Source organism: Paenarthrobacter sp. 22069 (assembly GCF_052046035.1).
Lineage (GTDB): Bacteria > Actinomycetota > Actinomycetes > Actinomycetales > Micrococcaceae > Arthrobacter.
In genome coordinates this window covers 169,813-190,090 of the sequence record NZ_JBQEQF010000002.1, presented here as the reverse complement: position 1 = coordinate 190,090, position 20,278 = coordinate 169,813, and the positions used below count along the sequence as shown (strand labels likewise).

General features: G+C 67.5%; 18 protein-coding genes and 1 tRNA gene. 9 read left to right on the top strand and 10 right to left on the bottom strand.

All coding sequences use genetic code 11. The features are described 5' to 3' along the window. Positions 1 to 44 precede the first annotated feature (44 nt). The 3 genes from ACTJK0_RS02370 to ACTJK0_RS02360 are packed head-to-tail and all read left to right on the top strand — an operon-like array spanning position 45 to position 2,742. Positions 45 to 1,046, top strand: coding sequence for a metal ABC transporter solute-binding protein, Zn/Mn family (locus ACTJK0_RS02370; RefSeq protein ID WP_440744104.1), 1,002 nt, complete (start codon positions 45 to 47; stop codon positions 1,044 to 1,046). Then, the gene (locus ACTJK0_RS02365) at positions 1,043 to 1,858 is read left to right on the top strand and encodes a metal ABC transporter ATP-binding protein (RefSeq protein WP_110541066.1); all 816 of its coding nucleotides are present in this window, start codon (positions 1,043 to 1,045) and stop codon (positions 1,856 to 1,858) included. Before ACTJK0_RS02370 ends, ACTJK0_RS02365 begins: the two co-directional genes overlap by 4 nt. Next, complete coding sequence (locus ACTJK0_RS02360) at positions 1,858 to 2,742, top strand: metal ABC transporter permease (RefSeq protein ID WP_440744103.1); 885 nt, start codon at positions 1,858 to 1,860, stop codon at positions 2,740 to 2,742. The genes ACTJK0_RS02365 and ACTJK0_RS02360 overlap by 1 nt, the downstream gene beginning before the upstream one ends. Here the strand turns inward: ACTJK0_RS02360 and ACTJK0_RS02355 are convergent. After that, positions 2,720 to 3,181 carry a Fur family transcriptional regulator gene (locus ACTJK0_RS02355; RefSeq protein ID WP_110541064.1) on the bottom strand — a complete coding sequence of 154 codons (462 nt, stop codon included), beginning with the start codon at positions 3,179 to 3,181 and terminating at the stop codon, positions 2,720 to 2,722. The two genes, ACTJK0_RS02360 and ACTJK0_RS02355, sit on opposite strands and share 23 nt — an antisense overlap. Before the next feature lie 90 nt (positions 3,182 to 3,271). Here ACTJK0_RS02355 and ACTJK0_RS02350 point away from each other — a divergent pair, with 90 nt between their 5' ends. After that, a complete protein-coding gene (locus tag ACTJK0_RS02350) occupies positions 3,272 to 3,928 on the top strand; it encodes an MBL fold metallo-hydrolase (RefSeq protein WP_440744102.1) in 657 nt (218 codons plus the stop codon). Between the two features lie 15 nt (positions 3,929 to 3,943). Here the strand turns inward: ACTJK0_RS02350 and ACTJK0_RS02345 are convergent, their stop codons facing one another. Further along, entirely contained in the window at positions 3,944 to 5,047 is a 1,104-nt protein-coding gene (locus ACTJK0_RS02345) for a PLP-dependent cysteine synthase family protein (protein WP_440744101.1), read from the bottom strand. Between the two features lie 75 nt (positions 5,048 to 5,122). Between ACTJK0_RS02345 and ACTJK0_RS02340 the strand changes: the two genes are divergently transcribed. Genes ACTJK0_RS02340 through ACTJK0_RS02330 form a run of 3 tightly spaced genes read left to right on the top strand, consistent with a single transcriptional unit; the run spans position 5,123 to position 7,604 of the window. Then, entirely contained in the window at positions 5,123 to 6,016 is an 894-nt protein-coding gene (locus tag ACTJK0_RS02340; RefSeq protein WP_440744100.1) for a sulfurtransferase, read from the top strand. Beyond that, positions 6,013 to 7,179 carry an NAD(P)-dependent alcohol dehydrogenase gene (locus ACTJK0_RS02335; RefSeq protein WP_110541060.1) on the top strand — a complete coding sequence of 389 codons (1,167 nt, stop codon included), beginning with the start codon at positions 6,013 to 6,015 and terminating at the stop codon, positions 7,177 to 7,179. Before ACTJK0_RS02340 ends, ACTJK0_RS02335 begins: the two co-directional genes overlap by 4 nt. Continuing rightward, the gene (locus ACTJK0_RS02330) at positions 7,176 to 7,604 is read left to right on the top strand and encodes an HIT family protein (RefSeq protein ID WP_110541059.1); all 429 of its coding nucleotides are present in this window, start codon (positions 7,176 to 7,178) and stop codon (positions 7,602 to 7,604) included. The genes ACTJK0_RS02335 and ACTJK0_RS02330 overlap by 4 nt, the downstream gene beginning before the upstream one ends. Positions 7,605 to 7,650: 46 nt before the next feature. On the opposite strand, the gene ACTJK0_RS02325 is transcribed toward ACTJK0_RS02330, so the two are convergent. From ACTJK0_RS02325 to ACTJK0_RS02310, 4 genes are all read right to left on the bottom strand, one after another. Beyond that, on the bottom strand, positions 7,651 to 8,634 hold the full coding sequence (locus ACTJK0_RS02325) for a beta-ketoacyl-ACP synthase 3 (RefSeq protein WP_440744099.1): 984 nt from the start codon (positions 8,632 to 8,634) through the stop codon (positions 7,651 to 7,653). Between the two features lie 26 nt (positions 8,635 to 8,660). Beyond that, positions 8,661 to 12,668 (bottom strand): ATP-dependent RNA helicase HrpA, encoded by a 4,008-nt coding sequence (hrpA, locus tag ACTJK0_RS02320; protein ID WP_440744098.1) that lies wholly within the window; start codon positions 12,666 to 12,668, stop codon positions 8,661 to 8,663. Positions 12,669 to 12,732: 64 nt separating this feature from the next. Then, complete coding sequence (locus tag ACTJK0_RS02315) at positions 12,733 to 13,068, bottom strand: protealysin inhibitor emfourin (protein WP_440744097.1); 336 nt, start codon at positions 13,066 to 13,068, stop codon at positions 12,733 to 12,735. A gap of 60 nt (positions 13,069 to 13,128) precedes the next feature. Beyond that, positions 13,129 to 14,181, bottom strand: a complete 1,053-nt coding sequence (locus tag ACTJK0_RS02310; protein WP_440744096.1) for a M4 family metallopeptidase — start codon at positions 14,179 to 14,181, stop codon at positions 13,129 to 13,131. 124 nt (positions 14,182 to 14,305) lie between these two features. Between ACTJK0_RS02310 and ACTJK0_RS02305 the strand changes: the two genes are divergently transcribed. Continuing rightward, positions 14,306 to 15,262: a cation transporter gene (locus ACTJK0_RS02305; protein ID WP_110541054.1), complete on the top strand. Its 957-nt coding sequence runs from the start codon at positions 14,306 to 14,308 to the stop codon at positions 15,260 to 15,262. A gap of 54 nt (positions 15,263 to 15,316) precedes the next feature. On the opposite strand, the gene ACTJK0_RS02300 is transcribed toward ACTJK0_RS02305, so the two are convergent. The 4 genes from ACTJK0_RS02300 to ACTJK0_RS02285 form a co-directional block, all read right to left on the bottom strand. Beyond that, positions 15,317 to 15,389, bottom strand: a tRNA-Arg gene (locus tag ACTJK0_RS02300). A gap of 109 nt (positions 15,390 to 15,498) precedes the next feature. Further along, positions 15,499 to 17,055, bottom strand: a complete 1,557-nt coding sequence (locus tag ACTJK0_RS02295; RefSeq protein ID WP_440744095.1) for an FAD-dependent oxidoreductase — start codon at positions 17,053 to 17,055, stop codon at positions 15,499 to 15,501. A 16-nt stretch (positions 17,056 to 17,071) separates the two neighbouring features. Next, a complete protein-coding gene (locus tag ACTJK0_RS02290; RefSeq protein WP_440744094.1) occupies positions 17,072 to 17,944 on the bottom strand; it encodes an FAD:protein FMN transferase in 873 nt (290 codons plus the stop codon). A gap of 3 nt (positions 17,945 to 17,947) precedes the next feature. Continuing rightward, positions 17,948 to 18,439, bottom strand: coding sequence for an FMN-binding protein (locus tag ACTJK0_RS02285; protein WP_440744093.1), 492 nt, complete (start codon positions 18,437 to 18,439; stop codon positions 17,948 to 17,950). A 173-nt stretch (positions 18,440 to 18,612) separates the two neighbouring features. On the opposite strand from ACTJK0_RS02285, the gene argS reads away from it, so the two are divergent. Beyond that, positions 18,613 to 20,277: an arginine--tRNA ligase gene (gene argS, locus ACTJK0_RS02280; protein ID WP_440744092.1), complete on the top strand. Its 1,665-nt coding sequence runs from the start codon at positions 18,613 to 18,615 to the stop codon at positions 20,275 to 20,277. The last annotated feature ends 1 nt before the right edge of the window (position 20,278 follow it).

Sequence of the window (20,278 nt, the reverse complement as noted above, 5' to 3'; positions counted from 1 at the left end):
GCTTGCCACGTTGTCCTCCCCAACTGCGTGAACCGAGGTTATCCGTGCGCCGTCCCGCTGCCCGCCCCTTCCTAGCCGCCCTTGCAGGCCTTGCAGGCCTTGCAGGCCTTGGCCTGCTGCTCACCGGATGCGGCTCCCAGCAGTCGCAGGCCCCTGCGCCGGGGCAGGGGATCAATGTCGTGGCGTCGACGAACGTCTACGGTGACATTGCCCGGACCATCGGCGGGGACAAGGTCAAGGTCACTTCCATCATCAACAACGCCGGCCAGGATCCGCACTCCTATGAGGCGACCGCCCAGGACAGGCTGGCCGTGTCCAAGGCCCAGCTTGTGATTGAAAACGGCGGCGGCTACGACGACTTCATCCACACGCTCGTGGAGGGCAGCAAGCTCGACGCCGCCTCGGTACTGACCGCCGTCGAAATCTCCGGACTTGCCCACCCGGAGGAGGAAACGCACCCCGCCGGTGAATCCACCGAGCCGGCCACGGGTGCCGCGGACGGCCACGACCACGGCGGGCTCAACGAGCACGTCTGGTACAGCCTGCCCGCCATGGAGCGGGTGGCGGACGGCATCGCTGACAAGCTTGCTGCCCTGGATCCCGCCTCGGCATCCACCTTTACCGCCAACGCCGGTGCCTTTAAGTCCTCCCTTTCGGATCTGCACTCCAGGCTGGATGCCTTGAAAGGCCCCGCAGCCGGCGGCAAGGTTGCCGTCACCGAGCCGGTTCCGCTGTACCTGCTGGAGGACGCCGGCCTGGCCAACGCCACTCCCGCGGAATACACCGCCGCCATCGAAGAAGGCAGCGATGTTCCGCCTGCCGCGCTGAAGGAGGCCACGGACCTGGCCGGTTCCCGGGCTGTCCGCCTGCTGGCGTACAACGACCAGACCGAGGGTCCGCAGACGGAAGCGCTGAAGAAGGCAGCGCAAACCGCCGGCGTCCCCGTGGTCGACTTCACCGAAACCTTGCCCGAAGGCAAGACCTACCTGGCCTGGATGACGGACAATGTGAACAACATCAGCAAGGTTCTGGAGACAAACAGGTGAAATCCGTCGTCAACCTCAAAGGGGCGCGCCTTAAGTTCGGCCAGCGCACTCTGTGGGAGGACCTGGACCTGGACATCAGACCCGGCGAGTTCTTCGCCGTGCTGGGTCCCAACGGCAGCGGCAAGACCAGCTTCCTCAAGGTCCTGCTCGGACTGCAAAAGCTGCAGGCCGGAGAGGCAACGCTGGGTGGCCGCCCCGTGGAGCGTGGCAGCAGCCTGATCGGCTACATCCCGCAACAAAAGTCCTTTCCACCGGACACGCCCATGCGGGCCCGCGACCTGGTGGCCCTGGGCGTGGACGGCCACCGCTGGGGCGTCCGGCTGTCCACGGGCAAAACCAACAGACGGGTGGACCGGCTGCTGGAGCTGGTAGGGGCCTCCGACTACGCCAAGGTTCCGGTGGGCCAGCTCTCCGGCGGTGAGCAGCAACGCCTTCGCGTGGCGCAGGCCCTGGCAACGGACCCCCAGGTCCTGCTCTGCGACGAGCCGCTGCTGTCCCTTGACCTGCACCACCAGCAGGCGGTCAGCGCCCTGATCGACAAGCAGCGTCGCGAACACGACACCGCAGTTGTCTTTGTGACGCACGAAATCAACCCCGTCATCGACTACGTGGACCGGGTCCTGTACCTGGCCGGCGGCCGTTTCCGGGTGGGGACGCCGGAGGAGGTCATGACCACGGAAGTGCTCTCGGACCTCTACGGCAGCAACGTGGAGGTGATCCACGCCAACGGCAGGATCGTCGTCGTCGGCCTGCCCGACGCCACCACGCACCACCACTCCCATGCCGAGGCGCTGGCAGGGGAGGTGGCGTAATGGACGGAGACAGCATCCTGGGTGCCATCTTCAACTTCGATCACTACAGCGAACTGCTGGTCCTGGTCCAGAACTCCATTTGGGCCGGCGCCATCCTTGGGCTCCTTGGCGGGCTGGTTGGCACGTTCGTCATGAAGCGCGACCTGGCCTTCGCCGTCCACGGCATCTCCGAACTATCCTTCGCGGGCGCCGCGTTCGCCCTGTTGGTCGGCGCGGACGTGGTGTTCGGCTCGCTCACCGGCTCGGTGGCGGCAGCCCTGCTGCTTGGCCTGATGGGCGTCCGCGCCAGGGACAAGAACTCCATCATCGGCGTCATCATGCCATTCGGCCTGGGGCTGGGCATCCTTTTCCTGTCCCTGTACCAGGGCCGCGCGGCCAACAAGTTCGGATTGCTGACCGGTCAAATTGTCTCCGTGGACACCGTCCAGCTGCAGGCGCTGGCCGGGACCGCCGTCGTGGTGGTACTGGTGCTGCTGGCCATCTGGCGGCCCCTCAACTTTGCCAGCGTGGATCCCGAGCTTGCCGAGGCGCGCGGCGTTCCCGTCCGCACCCTCGCCGTGGTCTTCATGATTGTCCTGGGCGTCAGCGTGGCCCTGTCCATCCAAGTGGTCGGCGCCCTCCTGGTGCTGGCCCTGTTGATCACTCCGGCGGCGGCGGCGCTGCGGGTCACGTCCTCACCGGTGGCGGCAGTGGTGTTGAGCATCGTCTTCGCGGTGGCCGCGACGGTGGGCGGAATCCTCCTGGCCTTGGGCGGACGGATCCCCATCAGCCCCTACGTCACCACGTTGTCGTTCCTGATTTACGTGGTGTGCCGCGTCATCGGGTCCGTGCGGGCTTCGCGGGGCATCAACGGCCGCGTGCTTACAGCTTCCCGGCAGCCTTAAGCGCGGTGCAGTCCGGGCACAGGCCAAAAATTTCCACCGTGTGGTCCACCTCCGTGAACCCGTGCTCGGCGGCCGTGCGTACAGCCCACGTTTCGACGGCGGGTGCCTCCACTTCCACCGCCTTCCCGCAGTTCCTGCACAGCAGGTGATGGTGGTGCGCCGTTACGGCGCAGCGGCGGTACACCGCCTCGCCCTCACCGTTGCGCAGCACGTCCACGAGGCCTTCATCGGCGAGAGACTGCAGGATCCGGTAAGCCGTGGCCAGCGAGACAGAGACGCCCTGGTTCTGCAGGATCCGGTACAGCTCCTGCGTGCTGACAAAGTCGTCAAGATCGTCCAGGGCCGCACTGACGGCCCTGCGCTGCTTCGTAACGCGCTGTTCCTTGCCGCCTCCCGCCGGGGACGGGACGGCGGAATCAGCCTTGACGCCGGTCGGCATGGACGAACTCGCTTCCGTGGGGGGCAAACATCAAGATTACCAGCCGGAGCGTCGTGGACAGCGTTCCGGAGCGGACCCTAGGCTGGCGCTATGAAGCTGACCAAATACACCCATGCCTGTGTCCGGCTCGAGAAGGAAGGCGGGGTCCTGGTCCTCGATCCCGGCACCTTCTCGGAATCAGCGGAAGCACTGGCCGGGGCGCAGGCCGTCCTGGTGACCCACGAACACCCCGACCACCTCGATACCAAGGCCGTGGTGGATGCCCTCGACGGCAACCAGGACCTGGAACTCCACGCTCCGGCGGGGGTGGCGGGCCAGTTGAGGGCGGAAGCTCCAGGTGCCGCCGGCCGGATCCACACCGTGGAACCGGGCCAGGCCTTCCAGGCCGCGGGCTTCGACATCCGCAGCTTTGGCGGCCAGCACGCGCTGATCCACCCCCAAATCCCGTTGGTGGCCAACATCGGATTCCTGGTGGACGGAAACGTGTACCACCCGGGGGATTCGTTCATCATTCCGGACGGCCTTGAGGTCCAGACACTACTGGTGCCGCTGCACGCGCCGTGGAGCAAGTCCGCCGAGGTGGTGGATTTCGTGATTGGTGTTCGGGCGCCCCGCGCATTCCAGATCCACGACGGGCTCCTCAATGACAACGGCCTGGGCATCGTGGAAGGCCACGTCAAGCGGATCGGCGCCAAGTACGGCACCGAATACCGGCACCTGGCTCCGCGGGAGTCCGTGGAGGTCTAGGCGGCCTCCGGGGGCCTAGCCTGCAGCCCCGGTCCATTCCCCGGTGTCCAGGAAGCGGGATATCACTGCCTCGTACGGTGCCGGGTCCAGCCCCTGGGAAGCCAGCCAGTCCTGGTTCCAGTAGTTGCCCGCATACCGTTCGCCGCCGTCGCACATCAACGAAACGATGCTGCCCCGGCAGCCATCCGACAGCATCCCCGCAATGGTCTGCCAGACACCCCACAGATTGGTGCCGGTGGAAGGGCCGGCGTGCAGGCCTGCGAAGGAGTCCAGGTGCCGCATGGCAGCCACCGACGCGGCATCCGGCACCTGGACCATCCGGTCGATCACCGTGGGAATGAAGCTCGGCTCCATCCGGGCCCGCCCGATGCCCTCGATCCTGGACGGCCGGCCGGTGGGCCGGCCCCCGGATTCGCCCAGCCAGCCCGGGTAGAACGCTGAATTCTCCGGGTCCACTACCAGCAGCCTGGTGGGATGGCTGTGGTAGCGCAGGTAGCGGCCGATGGTGGCGCTGGTTCCGCCAGTGCCGGCGCCGACCACGATCCAGTCCGGCACGGGGTGCTGCTCCAGGCTGAGCTGGCCGAAGATGGATTCGGCGATGTTGTTGTTGCCGCGCCAGTCGGTGGCCCGTTCGGCATAGGTGAACTGATCCATGTAGTGGCCGTTGCAGGTGGCAGCGACGTCTTCGGCCGCAGCGTAGACCTCCGAGGCGTTCTCCACCAGCAGGCAGGAGCCGCCGAACTGTTCGATTAGTGCGATCTTTTCCGGACTGGTGGTGCGCGCCATCACGGCGACAAAGGGCAGCCCCAGCAGTTGGGCGAAGTACGCCTCCGACACCGCAGTGCTGCCGCTGGACGCTTCGACAATGGTGGTGTCCCGGCGGATCCACCCGTTGACCAGGCCGAACAGGAACAGCGACCGGGCCAGCCGGTGCTTCAGGCTGCCGGAGCGGTGCGTCGACTCGTCTTTCAGGTACAGCTGGATGCCCCAGTGCTCCGGCAGCGGCACCGAGTAGAGATGGGTGTCAGCCGAGCGGTTGTTTTCCGCCTTGATGGTGCGGATGGCCTGGTCGGCCCAGTCGCGGTCCGCCCTGTTGTTCCCGGCGCTGCCCTTGGTCATCACCAATCCAGCCTACCCGCGGCCCGGCCCGTCTAGAGTAGGAGCCGTTGGTTGCAGGAACCTGGAAGGAGAGCAATGGAGCCGTTGATGGACGTAACCGGCCTTGAGGCCAGGCTCGCGGCCGGGCACCGGACCGTGCTGCTGGATGTGCGCTGGGTGCTGGGCGACCCGCACGGCCACGAACACTACCTCGCGGAGCACCTGCCCGGCGCGGTGTTCGTGGACCTGGCCACTGAGCTCTCCGATCCGGCAGTCCCGGACCGCGGCCGCCACCCGCTGCCATCCGCTGCGCAGTTCCAGGAGTCGGCCCGGCGGTGGGGCATCAGGAACGGTGACGTCGTGGTGGCCTATGACGACAGCGCCAACATGGCTGCGGCAAGGTTGTGGTGGATGCTGCGCGACGCCGGCCTCACCGGGGCCTGCCTGCTCGACGGCGGCCTGGCCGCCTGGCGTGCCGCCGGCCTGCCGCTGGAATCGGGTGCCGTCAATCCAGCCGCCGGCGACGTGGAGCTCGGCAGTGGGCAGATGGCCGTTGTTGACGCCGCCGCCACCGCCACCTGGTCCCGTGCCGGCCTGCTGCTCGATGCGAGGGCGGGGGAGAGGTACCGGGGCGAGGTTGAGCCGGTCGATCCCCGTGCCGGCCACATCCCTGGAGCCGTCAGTGCCCCCACCACCGGGAACGTGGACAGCGCCGGGCACTTCCTGCCGCCCGCAGAGCTGCGCCGCAGGTTCGAATCCCTGGGTGTACGACCCGGGCAGCCCGTTGCCGTGTACTGCGGGTCAGGCATCACCGCGGCGCACGAGGTGGCAGCGCTGGAGCTCGCCGGCATCCCGGCCGCGCTCTACCCTGGTTCCTTCTCGGAGTGGTCCAACCGTCCCGGCCTTCGAGTGGCCACAGGCCCGGAACCCGGCGAGGCCGCCACCCCGGCTGGAAACTCCGCAGGAAGCGGGGGTAGCGTCGCACTATGACACCAGGACGCCCCGTACCGCCGCCCCTTGCCAAACCCATTGCCCCCGCCGCAGATCCCGCACCCGCCCCTCCCGCGGCGGGCGAAGGCGTTCTTGCCGCAGGCATGGGCGCTGCCTCCGGCGACAGCGGGCTGGTACCGCTGACCTTGGCTCGCCGCGCCCCCAAACCCGACGATGTTGAAATCGCCATCGCCTTCTGCGGGCTCTGCCACTCCGACGTGCACGCCACCCGCGGTGAGTGGGGCGGCCAGGTGTATCCCCTGGTTCCCGGCCACGAAATCGTGGGGACGGTCAGCAGGACCGGTTCGAACGTTACGGAGTTCGCAGTGGGAGACCGGGTGGGCGTTGGCTGCATGGTGGACTCCTGCCGCGAGTGCGAAAGCTGCCTGGACGGCCTTGAGCAGTACTGCGAGAACGGGATGACCGGCACGTACGGCGCGAAGGACCGGCGGAACGGCGACGCCATCACCCAAGGCGGGTATTCGTCGTCCATCGTGGTGGACCGCCGCTATGTCCTGCGCGTTCCGGAGGCACTGGACCCTGCCGCGGCAGCGCCGCTGCTGTGCGCCGGCGTCACCACGTACTCACCCCTGCGTCATTTCGACGTCGAGGAAGGCGATGTGGTGGGCGTCGTGGGCCTCGGCGGACTGGGCCACATGGCCGTGAAGCTGGCCAAGGCCATGGGGGCGAAGGTGGTGGTGTTCACCACCTCCGAGTCGAAGGTGGCGGCCGCGCTGGAGCTGGGGGCGGACGAGGTTGTCCTGTCCCGCGATGAGGCGGCCATGGCTGCCGCAAACCGCACCGTCGACCTCATCATCGACACCGTCGCCGCGCCGCACGACCTGAATCCCTTCTTCCGCACCCTGCGCGTGGACGGGGCACTGTTCCAGCTGGGACTGCCGTCCGGGCCCATGCCGCCGGTCAACCCCGGTGCCCTGATCCGGCGTCGGATCGCCTACGCGGGATCGCTGATCGGGGGTATCGGCGAGACCCAGGAGATGCTGGACTTCTGCGCGGAGCACGGCGTGGTGGCGGACATTGAAGTGGTCGACGCCGGACAACTGAACGAAGCCTATGACCGGATGGTCGCTGGAGACGTCAAATACCGGTTCGTGCTGGACACCAGCACGCTGCAGGCAGCAGCCAAGGAGGCAGACGCATGAGCACCCTGTTCACCAGGATCCTGAAGGGGGAGATCCCAGGCCGCTTCGTGTGGCGCGAGGACGACGTTTCGGCGTTCCTGACCACCGGGCCCCTGGCCGACGGCCACACCCTCGTAGTCCCCACCGAGGAAGTGGACCGCTGGACGGATGCCCGGCCGGAAACCCTCGCCAAGGTCATGGAAGTTGCGCGCCGCATCGGCGCCGTCCAGGTGGACATCTTCGGTGCCCGCCGGGCAGGCCTGATCGTGGCGGGCTACGAGGTCAACCACCTGCACGTCCACGTTTGGCCGTCGCGCAGCATGGCCGATTTCGACTTTGGCTCTGCTGACCAGAACCCTGATCCGGCAGTCCTGGACGCCAACGCGGAGAAACTGCGCGAGGGCCTGCGCGCTGCCGGATACGCGGAGTTCGTGCCCGCGTCCTAGCTGGCCGGCGTATCCGCCCGCCGCCGCAGCGGCGGGCGGATACGTATCAGTCCCTGCGGGGCGTCATCGCCACCATGCCGGCGTAGGTGAAACCGCCGCCGAAACCGAACAGCAGGGCGGGGACGTCCGACGGGATGTTGCCTGCATGCCACCATTTGCTCAGGCCGAGCGGAACGCTGGCGGCGGACGTGTTCCCGGATTCCGTGACATCGGTGATGACGATCCTGTCCGTCATGCCCAGGGCATCGGCCAGCGGCTCAATGATGCGGAGGTTGGCCTGGTGCGCCGCGAGGACCTGGATGTCGTCCAGCGTCAGGCCGGCGCGGGCCACCACCTCGCGGGCACGCTCGGGAGCCTTGGTCAGGGCCCAGCGCAGGATTTCCCGCCCATTTTGCGAGAACCTGCCTGTAGGCGGGGAAATCCTGACGGCGTCCGCCATGCCGCCCTCGGACCCCCAGACCACCGGGCCAATGCGGGGCGTGGCGGAAGGACGGACGACGGCGGCGCCGGCACCGTCGGCGGTCAGGACCGCGGTGGCGCGGTCCGTCCAGTCCGTCACCGCGGAAAGGGTTTCAGCCCCCACGACGATCGCTTGGTTGGCGCTTCCGGTACGGATAGCCTGGTCTGCCACGCCCAGTGCGTATTCGAAGCCGGAGCAGGCGGTATTGAGGTCCATGATCGCCGGCCCCCGGCCGTCGCGGCCCAGCCCAAGTGCCTCGGCGACACGGCCGGCAGTGTTGGGGGAACGCTCTGCTGCCGTGGTGGTTGCCACCACCACGAGGTCGATGTCAGCGGCGGAAGCACCAGCATCGGCAAGGGCCATGCGCGCGGCCGGCACAGCGAGGTCCACCACGGTTTCACCGTCGGCAATGATCCGCCGCGTGACGATGCCGGTGCGCTGGCGGATCCACTCGTCGCTGGTGTCCATCATCCCTTCGAGCTCGTGGTTGTCCATCACTCGCTCGGGCTGGGCGTGGCCAAGCCCGGCAATCTCTGTCCCGGCCGGGCCGTGGGCAAGCGTGAGCTTCATTCGATTCCTCTCGTTGGGGGCCGCTGCTAGGCGGGGGCGAGTGCCTTGTTGAGTACCGTGCGGATGCGTTTCTCGGACACGGAGTAGGCGGTTCCGAGCTCGACGGCGAACAGGCTCACCCTGAGCTCCTCGATCATCCAGCGCACCTGGGTTAACTCCCGCCCGGCCCGCCGCCCGGGCTGCAACGCCGAGACGGCATCGTCGTAGTCATCCTCAAGCCGCTGGACCATGGCCATGTTCAGCGCATCCCGCTGGACGTTCCCGGGCAGGCGTTCGAGCCGTTTCTCGATGGCCGCGAGGTACCTGGGCAGCTGGCTGAGCTGGGCGTAGCCCGTCTGTGCCACAAAACCCGGATACACGAGCTGTCCCAGCTGGCTCTTGATGTCGTTCAAGGCGCTGATCAGGGCCAGGCTGGTGGTGCCCTTGAGCTGCTTTTCGATCCGCCGGGTACTGGAAAGGATGCGCTCCACGGTGGCCGTGACGGAGAAGACGGTATCGATCAGCTCGGCCCGGACCACCTCATAAAGTCCGTCGAATGCCTTGCGGTCCCTGGGGAGTTCCGCGGGCGTGAGCTTGTCGATGGCGGCCAGGGCACAGTCGGCGATAAGGGCGGACACCGAACCGTGCGGGTTCTGGCTGAAGGTCAGTTTCTCGGTGTTGCTCAGGTGCTCCAGGACGTAGCGGTCCGGTGCCGGCACCCGCAGCGCCAGCAGCCTGATGACGCCCCCGCGCATGGCGTCCTGCTGCTCCCCGGGGCTCTGGAACACGCGCAGGGCCACGGAGGTGCCCTGGTCCACCAATGCCGGATAGCCGGTGACCGTATGGCCCTTGACCATGCTGCTGACCTGGCGCTCGATGGTGCCGAAGCTCCATTCCGTCAGGCCCTCCTGCTCAACGAACCCGGCCGCAGCCTGGGCTCCGGGCACTTTGGCGCCCTGCTGCGCCGGCTGCTGCCCGCCGTCGGGCGTTTTGCCGTTTCCGCCGGGCGGTTTGCCATTCCCGTACGGCGCCTTGCCGGCCTTGCCCGGGGCGGCCGTGGCTGGGGTGGCGCCGAGGGATTCTGCGATGGCGCGCCGGGTGGCGGGGGCAAGGCGCTCCTGAAGCTCGGCGAGGTCCTTGCCTTCGCCCAGCACCTTGCCCTTGCTGTCCACTGCCTTGAAGCTCATCCGCAGGTGCGGCGGGACAGCGTCCCAGTTCCAGGACCCGGGCGGGATGACTGCGCCCCTGATCCGCCGCAGCGCCAGTTCCAGCGACGGCTCCAGTTCATCCTTTTCCGGGTCGAAGTCTGCCTCGAGGACGGCCACCGCCTGACGGGCAACATCGGGCGCCGGGACGAAATTCTTCCTGATCTGCTTGGGCAGCGACTTGATCAGGGCGGTCACCAGCTCCGCGCGCTGGCCCGGAATCAACCAGCGGAACGGGGCGTCGTCGAGCTGGTTCAGGAAGAGGACCGGCACCTCGGCCGTGACGCCGTCGGAGGGGTCCGGCGTGGATCCGGGCGCCACCGGATGGAATTCATAGGCCAGCGGAAGTTCGAAGCCCTTGTGCAGCCAGGTCTTCGGGTACGCGGAGTCGTCCAGTTCGTCAGCATCATCACTGAGGAGCAGCGACTTGTCGTAGTCCAGCAGGTCCGGGTTGTCCCGGCGGGCCTCCTTCCACCACTTGTCGAAGTGCCGTTCGGACACAACGTCGGGGCCGATCCTGGCGTCATAGAACTCGAACAGCGTTTCGTCGTCCACCAGCAGGTCGCGGCGGCGCATCCGGGCCTCAAGCTCCTCCACCTCAAGCAGGAGGGCGCGGTTGCGGTGGAAGAACTTGTGGTGGGTGCGCCAGTCACCCTCCACCAGGGCGTGCCGGATGAACAGTTCGCGGGCAAGCGGCGGATCCACCCGACCGTAGTTGATCCGCCGCTGCGCGATGATCGGGACACCGTAGAGGGTGACCTTTTCGTACGCCATGACTGCGCCCTGTTTGGTGGACCAGTGGGGTTCGCTGTAGCTGCGCTTCACCAGGTCCGGGGCCACTTCCTCCGCCCAGAGGGGATCGAACCTGGCGGCCACGCGCGCCCACAGCCGGCTGGTCTCCACGAGCTCCGCCGCCATGACGAATGTGGGGGACTTCCGGAAGAGCGCCGAGCCGGGGAAGATCGCGAACCGGCTGCCCCGGGCGCCCGCGTATTCGCGCTTGCGCTCGTCCAGGATGCCGATGTGGCTCAGCAGCCCGGAGAGCAGGCTGATATGGATGCCGTCGTGGTTGCCCACGGGGTCCGCCAGGCGCTTGTTGTCCAGGGTGATGCCCAGCGGCCGGGCGAGCTGGCGCAGCTGGGTGAACAGGTCCTGCCATTCCCGGACGCGCAGGTAGTTGATGAATTCGGCGCGGCACAACCGGCGGAAGGCTGACGACGACAGCTCCTGCTGCTTCTCCTGCAGGTAATTCCACAGGTTCAGGAAGCCGGTGAAGTCCGAGTTCTCGTCCCGGAAGCGGTTGTGTTTTTCCGCGGCCAGCTGCTGCTTGTCGGTGGGCCTTTCGCGGGGGTCCTGGATGGTGAGCGCGGCGGCCAGGATCATGACCTCCCGGACACAGCCGCGTTTTCCGGCTTCCACAATCATCCGGCCCAGGCGCGGATCCACGGGCAGTTGGGCGAGTTTTTGTCCGACGGCGGTGAGGCCGCCCCCGGTGGCTGGGCGGCGGCCGTCGCCCGGGGGTGTGCCGGCCTTGCCCTGCGGGCGCGGGGGAGCCAGGGCCCCGAGCTCGCGGAGGAGGGTGACGCCGTCGTTGATGGCTCGTGTTTCCGGAGGCTCCACGAATGGGAATTCTTCGACATCCTTGGGACCTTTTGCCACGCCCATGGCCGTCATCTGCAGGATGACGGCCGCGAGGTTGGTCCGCAGGATTTCCGGATCGGTGAACCGGGGGCGTGATTCGAAGTCCTCTTCGGAGTACAGCCGGATCGCGATGCCGTCGGACACCCGGCCGCAGCGGCCGGAGCGCTGGTTGGCCGAGGCCTGCGAGACGCGCTCGATGGGCAGGCGCTGGACTTTGGTGCGGTGCGAATAGCGGGAAATACGCGCCGTGCCGGTATCGATCACGTACTTGATGCCCGGCACGGTCAGCGATGTTTCCGCCACGTTGGTGGCCAGCACGATCCGGCGTTTGCTGCCCGGATGGAACACCTTGTGCTGCTCCTGCAGGCTCAGGCGGGCAAACAGGGGGAGGATCTCGGTGTTGGCCAGCCTGCGGTTGGACTGGACACGGGCCTGCAGTGCCTCCGCGGCGTCGCGGATTTCGCGTTCCCCGGAGAAGAAGACCAGGATGTCCCCAGGAGCCTCCGCCGCGAGTTCGTCCACGGCATCGCAGACGGCGTCGAGCGGATCCCGGTCCTCTTCGAGTTCATCGTCCGAGGCGTCGTCATCCTCCGGCTTCGGCTGTGACAGCGGGCGGTAGCGGATCTCCACCGGATAGGTCCTGCCGGAGACCTCGACGATGGGCGCCGGGCTGTCCGGGGTGCCGAAGTGGTTGGCGAACCGCTCGGGATCGATGGTGGCCGAGGTGATGATAACTTTCAGGTCCGGCCGCTGCGGAAGGACCCGTTTGAGGTAGCCCAGGATGAAGTCGATGTTGAGGCTGCGTTCGTGGGCCTCGTCAATGATGATGGTGCTGTATTTGCGCAGCAGTTTGTCCCGCTGGATCTCGGCCAGCAGGATCCCGTCCGTCATCAGCTTGACCCTGGTGGCCTTGCTGACCTCGCCTGTGAAACGGACCTGGAAGCCTACTTCCTGGCCGATCTCGACGCCGAGTTCCTCCGCAATGCGCTCCGCTACCGTCCGGGCTGCCAGCCGGCGGGGCTGGGTGTGCCCGATGAGGCCTTTCTCGCCCAGGCCCAGCTCCAGGCACATCTTGGGGATCTGGGTGGTCTTCCCGGAGCCGGTTTCACCGGCGATGATGGTCACCTGGTTGGCGGCGATTGCGGCCATCAGGTCCTCGCGGCGCTCGGAAACCGGCAGCTCGGCGGGATAGGAGATATGAAAAGTCATGGCTGCAGACAGTCTACTGCCGTAAGGAACCGCCCCTTCTTCGTTTCCCGGCCGCCTGCCGTCCTCAGGCGGGCCCGTCGGTGTCCGCGCCGGGAAGTGGTCCACCGGCTTCCTCGGCGGCGGCCCGCGCGGTATCAACCAGGATGCGCCATGGACCGGTGAGGGCATGCTCGGGCAGGGCAGCCCTGCGCTGCCCGGCGGTGATGGAGTAGATGAAGCGGTCCGGCTGGGGCGCCGCGAAGGCCGCTGCGGCCGCCCGTGGAGTGCTGGGAACCGCGTCCCACGGGCAGGCCTCGACAATGGGCTGCCACTGGCTGAGGTCACTGTCCGTCCGGGCGTCCACAGTCCACACGCGCGTGATCGCCGCGATCCCGCCGGTGCGCTCCACCTTGATCTTCATGGCCTGGCCCCTGGGCTTCCATACGGCCCGGGAGCCAGTGAGCGGGCCGCCGGGCAGTGGTTAAACCTTGACCTTCACAGTCTCCCACGCCGCCCCGACGGCGTCATGCTCCGGGGACTCCGGGCCAAAAAGGTCGGCGGCAGCGCGGACCGTGGCACGGGCAAAGACCGTGAAGGTGGCGGCGGGCGGCAGGGAACCGTTGGTCAGGGTCTCGTACCAGATACGGCCCGGAGCCTCCCACGCGCAGCCGCCCAGTGCCTCCGCCACCAGGTAGAAGGCGCGGTTGGGGATGCCGGAGTTGATGTGCACGCCGCCATTGTCCGCGCTGGTCCGGACGTAGGAGTCCATGGAGTCAGGCTGCGGGTCCTTGCCCAGCACGTCGTCGTCGTACGCAGTCCCCGGCGCCTTCATGGACCGCAGAGCCCGCCCCTGGACCTTGGGCGTAAAGAGCCCTTCCCCGATCAGCCAGCTGGCCTGCGCGGTGGTCTGGTTCTTGACGTACTGCTCAACGAGCGCGCCGAAGACGTCGGACATGGATTCGTTCAGGGCACCCGCCTGGTTCCGGTACACAAGCCCCGCCGTGTACTGGGTGACGCCGTGTGCCAGCTCGTGCCCGATGACGCTTACGGATTTGGTGAAGCGTTCGAAGACGTCGCCGTCGCCATCGCCGAAGACCATCTGGCTGCCGTTCCAGAAGGCGTTGTCGTACAGCTTGCCAAAGTGCACCGTGGCGTCCAGCTTCAGCCCGCGGCCGTCCACCGAATCCCGCCCGAAGGCGTCGGCGTACAGCCTGTGCGTGTTCCCCAGCCCGTCATAGGCCTCGTCCGCGGCGGCATCGCCGGTGGCTGGTCCGCCTTCTTCGCGGACAGGCCTTCCCGGGAGGGTTTCGTCCCCGCCGGCGTCGTAGATAGCGCGGTTGACGGGCCCTGGCTTTTCCGGCCGCAGGCCCGGCGGGAGGGGCGGAACAACCTGCGAACGCGCGGCCTGGAACGATTCGACGTGGCCCAGCGCTTTCCTGGCGGCGCTCGCCGCGGACGAGAACTCCGGCGCATCCTGCTGCGCCAGCCGCCGCAGCATGTACGGCGGAATGATTGAACAGAATGGAACGTGCATGGCGTACCCCCTCAACTAGGTGAAATCAGCCTAAGAGGAGCCACCGACAATGACAGGGACGCCACCGCTGCGAATTCAGCAACCGCCGGGCGCTGGAGCGGGCAGGGCTGGGTACGGTAGGCGCATGGCGGAAACCGAAAAACGCACCAAGCCCAGCTCCACCCTGCTGACGGTCATTATTGCCTTCGCGGCCAACACGCTCGTGGCGGCGGCGAAGACGGTGGCCGCGGGCCTGTCCGGCTCGGCCTCCATGACCGCGGAAGCCGCGCACTCGTGGGCAGATACTGGAAACCAGGTGTTCCTGTTTTTCGCGGAACGCCGTTCTGCCCGGCCACGTGACAAGAGCCACCCCATGGGCTATGGCAGGGAAGCCTACGTGTGGTCCATGTTCGCCGCTTTCGGGCTCTTCACCGCCGGCGCCGTGGTGTCGATCATGCACGGCGTCCAGCAGATTATTGAACCGGAGCCCGCGGCCGACTTCGCCATCGCCTACATCGTCCTGGCCGTGGCTTTCGTCTTCGAAGGGATCTCCTTCGTCCAGGCGTTCCGGCAGACCCGCAAGGCCGCCCATGAACTGGACCGGCACACCCTTGAGCAGGTCCTCATCAGCTCCGATCCCACCCTGCGCGCTGTCTTCGCCGAGGATGCCGCCGCCTTGATCGGACTTGTCGTGGCATTCCTGGGCGTGTTCCTGCACCAGGTCACCGGATCGCCGCTGCCTGATGCCATCGGATCGATCGCGGTAGGCGTGCTGCTGGCCGTCGTCGCCGTGGTCCTGATTGACCGCAACAGGCGCTTCCTGGTGGGCCAGGGCGTTACACCGGATATTGAACGGTCCATGGCCCGGCGCGTGCTGGAGCACCCGGAGATCGCGCGGCTGACGTACCTGCACCTGGAGTTTGTTGGCCCCCGGAAGCTGTACCTCGTTGCCGCAGTGGACCTGCAGGGGGACCACCCGGAGCACGAAGTGGCGGTGGTCCTGCGGCGGATCGAACGTGAACTGGAGGACCACGAAACCGTGGAGGAAGCGGTGCTGACGCTGGCGACCCTGGATGAGGCGGCGTTACGCTTCCAGGACTGACCAGCCGGACATGGAAAACCCCGCCGCTTCACTGAAGCGGCGGGGTTTTTCCTGTGCCCTCGATAGGATTCGAACCTACGGCCTTCTGCTCCGGAGGCAGACGCTCTATCCCCTGAGCTACGAGGGCAATCCGGATATCCTGCCGTTCCCGGCGGACGTCCTAGAGCTTAGCAGGAAGGTGGCCCGCAAGGGAAAACCGGCGCCCCAGCCTTGCCGGGAAGGTCAAACACACAGGTTCAGTAGCCCCAGAAAGAGTCCGCCCGGACGCGCCGTGCACCCGCTTCTCTTGCCGCACGGCGAAGAGCCTGGACGCTGGCAGGGGAGCCTGAAACATAGACATCGCGTCGTCCGATATCCGGGACGAGCTCCGCAAGGCCCTTTCCGTCCAGCCACCGCCCGGCCCCGGGACCGCCGGCAGGAACCGCCGCCAGTCCTGCGGGCGGCACGGACCCATCCGCCAACCGGACCAGTACGCGTATCCCCGAATTCCGGAGTTCGTCCGCATAGGCCACCTCGCCTGCCGTCCGGGCCAGGAGCAGGAGCACGGCGTTCCGCTCCTGAAGGCTCCCCGAGGACAAATGGGCAATGAACGGTGTGACGCCGATTCCCGCGGCGATCAGCAGCACCGGGCGGCGGGGATCACGCGGCAGGACGAAGTCGCCGCCCACCATCGTGGCCGTAAGCTCAGCACCCGGCCGCAGCGCCAAAAGCGCCTCCTTCGCCCCGGACAGCGGCCCTGCAGTCCGCACGCCAAACTTCACCAGGCGCCCGCCCGGGGAACCCGCCAGGCTGAACACCCGGCGTCGGCCTTTCCCGTCCGTCCTGGCGGCCGGCAGGTCCAGTTCCATGTACTGCCCGGGAAGGAAGCGGACCGGCCGGGACGGTTCGAAGGAAAACTCGGTGGTGGCGGGCGTCAGGGGCCGGGACGCGGCCAGCCGCAGCCTCACCGTCCCCCGTTGGCCGGCAAGGAAGGCCAGCAGGTTGCCGGCCAGCAGCGCTGCCTCCGGCGAGTTTGCCACCACGCCCAGGTTCCACGGGACCGCGAAGAGCACCGCCACTGCCGCCGCCAGTGCCAGCTGCTGCCATCGCCGTGGCGGCAGGGTCAGTGGCTCGGTGAGCATGAATCCCACAAAGAAGAGCACCGGCCGCTGGGCCAGGGCCTGCCACATACCCTGGCCGGCGGACATACCGGCGCGAAGCAGTTCCAGGGTGATCACGGACGTGGCCACCAGCGTGAAGACACCCGCCATCAGGGCCTTGCGCGTCCGGTACAGGACCAGCAGCACGCCCGGAACCAGCAGCCACAGCATGGCCGGCGTCGCCGCCCACCACGTGGCAATGTTCAGCCCGGTCAGCCCGGCGGCAAAGGCGCCTGCGGCGGCGGGATTGAAGATGTGCCGGCCGCGCCAGGCCAGCGCGTATTTTGACGCCGAGGCCAGGACGCAGGCCAGCGCCACCCCGGCGAGGTCCATCGGCTGCAGGGAGGGCCAGAACAGGAAGTAGAGCAGGAGCCCGGTGATGAGGGAGGACTCCGTGTGCGGGTTCACCCGGAACAGCGCGGCCAGCGCCCGGTTGGAAACGTAGGTCAGGCCGAGGCAGAGGGCCAGGTGGGCCAGCATCGCCGCTATCCCGAACGCCAGCCAGCCCAGAACGTCGAGCAGCAGGCTGAAGCCTGCGAGTGCTGCCAGGACCAACAGGACAAGCCGGTACATGGTGGGCCCGCCGACGGCAGCGTCCAGCCGGCCTGCCAGCGACGGTGCCGGGCCGGTGTGCGGCATTTCCACAGGGGTCATGAGCGCTCCACAAGGGTCATGGGAACAAGGTTCCTTCGAAGTCGGCGGAATAGGCTGCGCTGCCGTCCGGGAAAACGGTCAGCCACGAAAAGTCGAACGATTCCTGGAGCGTGCTGCCCGGAACGAAGAAGAGCGCCGTGGCGAGTGCATCAGCCACCATGGCAGTCTCCGCCATGGCCCAGGTGGCGACGGCGGTCTGCGCCGGCCGCCCGGTGGTCCCGTCCAGGACATGGTGCAGCCCGTCGCCCCAGGCACGGCGGTTTATGGCAGAAGCGCACAGGGCCCGCCCCTCCAGCTCCACGATGCCGATGGCCTGGTCCGGATTGCCGGGATGTTCAAGGGCCACGCGGACAGGCTCCGGCCCGCGGACCAGCAGGTCGCCGCTTGCGTCGACCACAAACGTGCCGATACCGGCGGCCACCAGCTCTTCGGCCAGCAGGTCCACCAGCAGGCCCTTGCCGGCAGCGCCGATGTCCAGGACCACCGGTGCGCTGGCCGTGATGGAGGTACCGGCCCAGGCGAGGACAGATTCCCAGGCCGGCGCCGGAAGGGGCGGCCCGGCCACCCGCAGGGAATACCCGGCGTCATACCCCAAGCGCTCCAGGCTGCCACCCACCAAAGGGGTCATGGCCCCGCGGGTCAGCAGGTAGAGGCGCCGGTACAAACCGCCAAGCGGGCCGGCCTCTTCCGGAAAGGAGTAGCGCCCCGGCGTCCGTGCAACCTCGGCGACCAGGGAGTCGGACCTGAAACGGGACCAGTCGGCGTCGAACCTCTCCACCCTTTGCACAAGGCGGGTCCGCAGGGATTGCGGCAGCGGGTGGGCAGTGGTGATGTCCCAGGTGGTGCCGATCCCTTGGAACGAAAAAACCTCCCGGTCTGTCACGGGCACCGCCTACCGCGCTTCCGCCCGGATCTTTTCCACGGCCTGGTTGAAGCCGCCGCTGGTCAACGAGGACCCGGCGACCCTTGACACGTTGAGTTCATCGATGTTCCTGCCCACCACCTGCGCCGCGATGCCGCCGGCGAACTGGCCCTGGAACTTCTTGGTGTTCGGGTTCGATGGGTGCTGGGTGATCTGCACGTCCGTCACCTTGCCGGCCGCAAGTGTCAGTTGCACGCCCACGGTCTCGGTCCCGTTGGGTGAGACGTAGTTCCCGTCCGCGCTGTAGGTGCCGTCCTTGTAACCGGCGCCGCTGTCCGCCAGGGCGGACGAATTGGCGGAAGGGGCGGCCGGGCTTTCCGCCGTGCCCGGGGAGCTGTCCGCCGCGGAGGGTGCGCAGCCGGCCACGGTTCCTGCCAGGGACAGGCCGGCAAGGCCGGCCAGAATGCCTTTGCGAAGCGTGGCTGCGGGTGCAGCGGGACGTTCAGGGATGGAGGGTCTCATGAGGCTCCCGATTCTCTGTTGGGTCTTTGCCGTGCGGCACTGGCTACGGTCTAGTCAACGCCGGACCGGCGCGAATGGTTCACCCTGTGGCCGGGTTCACCCCGCCCCACATTCGGGCGGCAGGCACGACGCCCGAATTCTTTGCTGTCACCGGCCCCCGGTAGGCTAGGGGGGTGACTCCCGAAGAACTTTCCCTCGCCATATCCGCCTGCCTCAAGGACGCCGTCGCTGCCGGCGATATTGCCCTTGCGGAATCAGCCGTCCCGGCTGACGTGCGCGTGGAGCGGCCCAAGAACCGGGACCACGGCGACTGGGCCACCAACATCGCCCTGCAGCTGGCCAAGCAGGCCGGCACCAATCCCCGCGAATTCGCCGGTGTCCTCAGCACCCGGCTTAAGTCCATCCATGGGGTATCCGCCGTCGATATCGCGGGCCCGGGCTTCCTGAACATCACGGTGGACGCGGCAGCCGCCGGCGCCCTGGCCAAGGCCATTGTGGAGGCCGGCGGGGAGTACGGCACCAACACAGCGCTCGCCGGCCACACCGTGAACATGGAATTCGTGTCCGCGAACCCCACCGGCCCGCTTCACATCGGGCACACCCGCTGGGCTGCGCTGGGGGATTCGATCGCCCGCGTGCTGCGCGCCTCCGGGGCGGACGTCACGGCCGAGTATTACATCAACGACGCCGGCTCGCAGATGAACACCTTCGCCATCTCTGTCTACAACCGGCTCCACGGCCTTCCCGTGCCGGACGGCGGCTACCCGGGACAGTACATCGCCGACCTTGGCCATGAGGTACTCACCGCGCACCCGGACATCCGCGAACTTACGGAAGTGGCTGCCCTGCCGGTCATCCGTGCCGCCGCCTACGAAGCGCAGATGAAGGACATCAAGGCCACCCTGGCGGACTTCGGCGTTGCATTCGACGTCTTCTTCTCCGAGCAGGAACTGCACGACGCCGGAGCCATCGAAAGTGCCGTTGCGCGCCTTCGCGAACAGGGCCACGTGTTCGACGACGGCGGTGCGGTCTGGCTGCGGACCACGGACTTCGGCGACGACAAGGACCGGGTGATGATCCGCGCCAACGGCGAGCCCACCTACTTCGCCGCGGACGCCGCCTACTACCTGTCGAAGAAGGACCGCGGCTTCACGGAGAAGATCTACCTCCTGGGCGCCGACCACCACGGCTACATCAACCGGCTGAAGGCCATCGCTGCCGCCGCCGGCGACGACCCCGAGGTGAACATCGAGGTCCTGATCGGCCAGCTGGTGTCCGTCAACGGAGCCAAGCTGTCCAAGCGTGCCGGCAACATCATTGAACTCAAGGACCTGATCGAGTGGCTGGGCAAGGACGCCGTGCGCTACTCCCTGGCCCGGTTCCCCGCCGATTCGCCGCTGACCCTGGACCCGGAACTGTTGAAGAAGAACAGCAACGAGAACCCGGTGTTCTACGTGCAGTACGCCCACGCCCGCTCCCGCGGCGCGGCCCGGAACGCTGTGGCAGCCGGCGTGGAACGCACCGTGGATGGAACGGACAGCTTTGATGCTTCCCTGCTGGACCATGCCACCGAGAACGAATTGCTGTCCTACCTGGGCAGCTACCCGTCCATCATTGCCAAGGCCGCCGAGCTGCGCGAACCGCACCGGGTGGCTCGCCATCTGGAGGCAATCGCAGGGGCCTATCACCGCTGGTACGACGCCTGCCGCATCGCCCCCATGGGCGACGAGGCGGTAACCGACCTCAACCGCACCCGCCTGTGGCTTAACGACGCCACCAGCCAGGTGCTTGCCAACGGGCTGGACCTGCTGGGCGTTTCGGCGCCGGAACGGATGTAGG